Consider the following 1,925-nt stretch of genomic DNA (forward strand, 5'->3'; position numbering starts at 1 on the left):
GGTTCACATCCTGCGGCTTTGAAGTAGTTGGCACATTCGGCTGGGGTGAAGAGGTCGACGACCGCCGACCGCATCTCACAAAGCCTTGATGGTTCTCTCGGCCTTTGCTCGCAGCAGCGCCTTGAGTTTGGCGAAGGCGTCCTCAATCGGGTTGAAGTCGGGACTGTAAGGCGGCAGGTAGAGCAGGCTCGCGCCTGCGGCCTCAATCGCGTCGCGCACGCCGGCGGTCTTGTGGGCGGGCAGGTTGATGGGGTTGTCTAATCGCTGCTGGGGCCTCAAGCATAATTTCGTTGAGGGACGCTGCCGGGTGGATGGTTGTCTTCGCGGTCGACATTAGCCGCCGCATGATGGAGCTTCGCGGATCGCCTTCAATGTGGACGACGCACTTTGCTGAGTCAGCGGTGCAACCCCATCAGCGGAATGGCTCGGCTCACGTCCCGGCAGGACACCTCAAGCGTTCAGGTTTTGAACGCTATCCGGATTTATGCGGCGGCTCCAGCATTCGGATTAGAGAGCTCGCCGGTCTTAAGCGGTATGCATTATAACCGCCATTTTGCGCGCCACAGCAACGGCAGCCCTTTTGAGGCCGATCCTCTCGCGGAGCTGCAGACCCCCCGTGCGCAGAGTGCTGTCGGTCGAGCTGCGCGTCAGAATGACCGCCGCCGCTTCGTAGAGAAGTCCCCGCAAATGGCGATCGCCACGTCGGGATATATGGCCCCCGGTTTCGCGCACCGCGCCCTTCATGGTGTTGAATACCGGAACGCCGAGATGCGTCTGTCCACCCTTGCCGGGCGTGACGCCCCGCCTCCTTGGTGCCGTAGCGTTTCATGTCCTCGGCATGGAAGCTGCCGATCTTGCCGGTGAAGCCCTGAACGAGGACGCGAGTGTTGCGATCGAGCAGAATTGCCATTTTTTCCTCCCGTCAGGCTGCGTTTTTCGTGGTAACTGCTTGCCAAGCGGCAACCACTTTTTCGGCGGCCTCGGCCAGCGTGTCGGCGACGATCACATCCTCGCCGGATTCGGCCAGGATACGCTTGCCCTCGTCGATATTGGTGCCCGCCAACCGCACCACGAGCGGAACGTTGACGCCGACCTCGCGGATCGCCTTCTAGATCGCGGCCGCCTGAATTGCAGCCAACAGCGCAGCTCTACGGTCTTGTCGCGCTCCGCGCGGCCAGATAAACCATCAACCGAGCAATGTGATCGCGACGCGTTTCTTCACGACGTGCATAGAGCGCAAACTTTCCAGCGTCGGCGCCAATCTGCTCGGCAACGTACTTTAGCATTGCGCGAGGCGGAGTTTCATCGGTCGCCAACACTCTTCCTGGATATCGCATCAGGCAGAGCTGAACGGCAAATCCGAGCTGATTGTGTTCTCGTCAGCGAAGTCCAATCTCGGAGCCTGTCAGCAGACGACAACGAATAGTGTCGGATGAGGCCGTCCTCATCGGTTGGTATATCGAAAAGTCTCTGTCGATCCTGAACCTTGAGAAGCCTCCGTTTACCCATCGCCCAACTCCTTCCACGACCAATCTGCCGGGAGGGTTGTCGAGTCGGACGGGCGAAGAAATCAAAACTGGGTGCCCTGCGATGGCAATCCACAGGGATCGGATGCTGCACGACCGCACTGCGGCAGAGTTCATGATCCGTTCGCCCTTAGCGTGCGATTTCGCACTGCTCTTGTTCCGACCCCTCAAACTTGCGGACGATCTTGGTTTTGCCCATGCCGGTGTCGCCACAGATCAGCAGGCAAGGCATACGTTCGCGCGGTGGATAGGCCAGCAAGGCATTCCAGCGGTCTGCTTTAATCAAAGCAATGCGCTCTTTGCGTGTTTCGGTAAATCCCGGACAGCCTTTTCGCTAAATCCCGGACTGGAGTGCACCCCCAGACTGAGACAAGGAAAATCGCGGACACCGTCCCATGT

At 59.3% G+C, this 1,925-nt stretch carries 1 protein-coding gene and 5 pseudogenes; all 6 read right to left on the minus strand.

The window, feature by feature from the left end; genetic code table 11:
• Positions 1-246: pseudogene (locus EOA33_RS34160) on the minus strand (transposase); the annotation flags it as partial.
• A gap of 236 nt (positions 247-482) precedes the next feature.
• Positions 483-717 (minus strand): annotated as a pseudogene (locus tag EOA33_RS34165) (IS110 family transposase); the annotation flags it as partial.
• A pseudogene (locus EOA33_RS41115) lies at positions 718-910 on the minus strand (succinate--CoA ligase subunit alpha); the annotation flags it as partial.
• A gap of 12 nt (positions 911-922) precedes the next feature.
• A pseudogene (gene sucC / locus EOA33_RS34175) lies at positions 923-1,108 on the minus strand (succinate--CoA ligase subunit beta); the annotation flags it as partial.
• A gap of 6 nt (positions 1,109-1,114) precedes the next feature.
• Positions 1,115-1,509: pseudogene (locus EOA33_RS34180) on the minus strand (DUF4158 domain-containing protein); the annotation flags it as partial.
• Between the two features lie 147 nt (positions 1,510-1,656).
• The gene (locus EOA33_RS41120; protein ID WP_245482523.1) at positions 1,657-1,758 is read right to left on the minus strand and encodes a TniB family NTP-binding protein; all 102 of its coding nucleotides are present in this window, start codon (positions 1,756-1,758) and stop codon (positions 1,657-1,659) included.
• Between the last annotated feature and the right edge of the window lie 167 nt (positions 1,759-1,925).

This window comes from Mesorhizobium sp. M4A.F.Ca.ET.050.02.1.1 (assembly GCF_003997725.1).
In the GTDB taxonomy this organism is placed as follows: Bacteria; Pseudomonadota; Alphaproteobacteria; order Rhizobiales; family Rhizobiaceae; genus Mesorhizobium.

What these genes read in the sequence shown, in the direction of transcription:
- EOA33_RS41120 (WP_245482523.1), bottom strand. Translation starts at nt 1,758, where the DNA reads ATGCCTTGCCTGCTGATCTGTGGCGACACCGGCATGGGCAAAACCAAG.